3 protein-coding genes are annotated in these 2,946 nt (G+C 63.6%); all 3 read left to right on the plus strand.

What is annotated here, in order from left to right; all coding sequences use genetic code 11:
- Positions 1-580, plus strand: a 580-nt coding sequence (locus EN939_RS27890) for a Gfo/Idh/MocA family protein (RefSeq protein ID WP_245473193.1), incomplete at its 5' end; no start/stop codon positions are given.
- Positions 581-612: 32 nt separating this feature from the next.
- On the plus strand, positions 613-1,407 hold the full coding sequence (locus EN939_RS27895) for an SDR family oxidoreductase (RefSeq protein ID WP_127270616.1): 795 nt from the start codon (positions 613-615) through the stop codon (positions 1,405-1,407).
- Positions 1,408-1,905: 498 nt separating this feature from the next.
- On the plus strand, positions 1,906-2,946 hold a 1,041-nt coding region (locus EN939_RS27910; RefSeq protein ID WP_127270940.1), incomplete at its 3' end, for a 3-deoxy-7-phosphoheptulonate synthase.

The raw sequence follows: 2,946 nt of genomic DNA on the forward strand, positions 1-2,946 counted from the left end.
CATCGGCACCGTCGAGATGGTCACCATCACCTCGCGCGATCCCGGCGCGCCGCCGATCGACTACATCAAGCGCTCGGGCGGCATTTTTCGCGACATGACCATCCATGATTTCGACATGGCGCGCTTCCTGCTCGGCGAAGAGGTCGTGGCGGTCAGCGCCCATGCCTCGGTGCTGGTCGACAAGAAGATCGGTGCCGCCGGCGATTTCGATAGCGTCAGCGTCATCCTGGAAACCGCTTCCGGCAAGCAGGCGGTCATCTCCAATTCGCGCCGCGCCACCTATGGCTACGACCAGCGCATCGAGGTGCATGGCTCGAAAGGCATGGTTGCCGCCGAGAACCAGCGCCCGGTGTCGATCGAACTGGCCAACGAGAAGGGCTATACCCGCCCGCCGCTGCACGACTTCTTCATGACCCGCTATCTCGACGCCTACGCTATTGAGATCGCCGCGTTCATCACGGCCGCGACCTCGGGCAAGAAAGCGTCGCCGAGCGGTGCGGATGGGCTGGTGGCGCTGAAGCTGGCCGACGCGGCGCTGAAATCAGCAACGACCGGCAAGACCGTCCGTCTCGACAAGTAAGAACCGGAAACTAGGGTACAGGGAGCAGAGCGATGAGCACATCCGCCGATCGCAATTCGAAGACGCGCGCCATCGTCACCGGCGGCGCGCAAGGCATCGGCTTTGCCGTTGCCGAAGCGCTGGCCGACGAAGGTTGCCGGGCACTGGCGCTCATCGGCCGATCGCAGGAGAAGGGCGACAAGGCCGTCGCCCATTTCAAGAAGGCGGGCGTCGACGCGATCTTCATCAGCGCCGACGTGTCAAAAGTGGCGGACTGCAAGCGCGCGGTCGCCACCGCGATCTCGCATTTCGGCACCGTCAACGCGCTGGTCAACGCCGCCGCCACTTCGGCGCGCGGTTCTCTGGTCGAAACCTCCGAAGAGCTGTTCGATACGATTTTCGATACCAATGTGCGCGGCCCGTTCTTCCTGATGCAAGGCGTGGTGGCGCATCTCCTGGAAAAGAAGGCACCCGGCTCGATCGTCAACGTGCTGTCGATGTCGGCGCATACCGGCCAGTCGTTCCTGACGCCCTATTCAACCAGCAAGGGCGCGCTGATGACGCTGACCAAGAACGTCGCCAATGCCTATCGCTACAACCGCATCCGCTGCAATGCGGTGCTGCCCGGCTGGATGGACACGGAGGGCGAGGACATCGTGCAGAAGAAGTGGCACGATGCGCCGGACGACTGGCTGGCAAAGGCCGAAGCCGCGCAGCCGATGGGGCAATTGGTGAAGCCGGACCAGTTGGCGCGGCTGATCAGCTACATGGTCAGCCCGCAGTCCGGCGTCATGACCGGATCGCTGGTCGACTATGACCAGAGCATTGCGGGGTCGTCTCCGGAATAGGGTCAGCGTCGCGGCCGGCCCGTTTCTCCCCGTCACTATACGGGGAGAAATGCCCGGCAGGGCAATGAGGGCAGCGCCGACTTTGATAGTTAGAGGGTCGATTGAAGTCGGGGCTTTTTGGCCCTGTCCTATCCGTTGACGCAAGCGCCGCCCCTCACCTGCCTGCCGGCATCCTCTCCCCGTATAGTGACGGGGAGAGGAGCGCTCTCGCCAGCGATTTCGCCAACTCATCTACGGCACGTGACAAGCGCCTCCGCATCGACTATATGAACCTCATGATCAACCTGACCGCCACATATTGGTACTTTAGGAGCTCGCTGGCGGCGGGAGGATTGCGCTCGATCTGAAGATTGCAGCAACAAGATCCGAACAGCCGCCATACCTGGCGGCTTTTTTGTTTCAGCCGGCAGGTTCCCTCTAAATCAAAGAGGAGCATGATGTCGTCCGAAAACCGCTTCACACTTTTCGGCATCATGCTCTCGACAGGAGCAGAAAGCCGTGTTGACCACCACAGACGACCTCCGAGTCAAGGAAATCCGAGAACTGAGTACGCCGGACGAGGTGATGCGGGAGATCCCGCGCACTTTGACGGCGACGCGCACCGTCAGCGCATCGCGCAACGCAACCCATGCCATCCTGAACGGCACCGACGACCGGCTGCTCGTCATTGTCGGCCCGTGTTCGATCCACGATCCGGTCGCGGCCGTCGACTATGCCAGCCGTCTGGCGGCGCTGCGCGAGAGCCTGTCGGACCGGCTGGAGATCGTGATGCGGGTCTATTTCGAGAAACCGCGCACGACGGTCGGCTGGAAAGGCCTGATCAACGATCCCGACCTCGACGGCAGCTTCAACATCGACAAGGGGCTGCGGATGGCGCGCAACGTGCTGTCGGCCGTCAACAATCTCGGCCTGCCGGCGGCGACCGAATTCCTCGACATGACCACGCCGCAATACATTGCCGACCTGGTCGCCTGGGGCGCGATCGGCGCGCGCACGACCGAGAGCCAGATCCACCGCGAACTCGCCTCGGGCCTTTCCTGCCCGGTCGGCTTCAAGAACGGCACCGACGGCAATCTGCGCATCGCCGCCGAGGCGGTGAAATCGGCTGCCCAGCCGCATCATTTCATGGCGGTGACCAAGGGCGGCCGCAGCGGCATCGCCACGACCACGGGCAACGAGGACTGCCACGTCATCCTGCGCGGCGGCGTTCAGCCCAACTATGACGTGGCGAGCGTCGAAGCCGCCGCTGTGGAACTCGCCCGCATCGGCGTTGCGCCCAGGCTGATGATCGATGTCAGCCACGCCAACTCGGCCAAGAAGCCCGAGAACCAGCCCAAGGTCGCGGCAGATGTCGCCGGCCAGGTCGCGGCAGGCGACGAGCGCATCATCGGCCTGATGATCGAGAGCAATCTCGTCGCCGGCCGGCAGGACGTGGTGCCGGGCAAGCCGCTGCTCTATGGCCAGAGCATCACCGATGGCTGCATCGACTGGGCGACCACCGAGACGGTGCTGCACGGCCTTGCCGGCGCCGTCGAGTGG

Origin of the sequence: Mesorhizobium sp. M7A.F.Ca.CA.002.05.1.1, from assembly GCF_003998335.1 — a bacterium.
Lineage (GTDB): Bacteria > Pseudomonadota > Alphaproteobacteria > Rhizobiales > Rhizobiaceae > Mesorhizobium.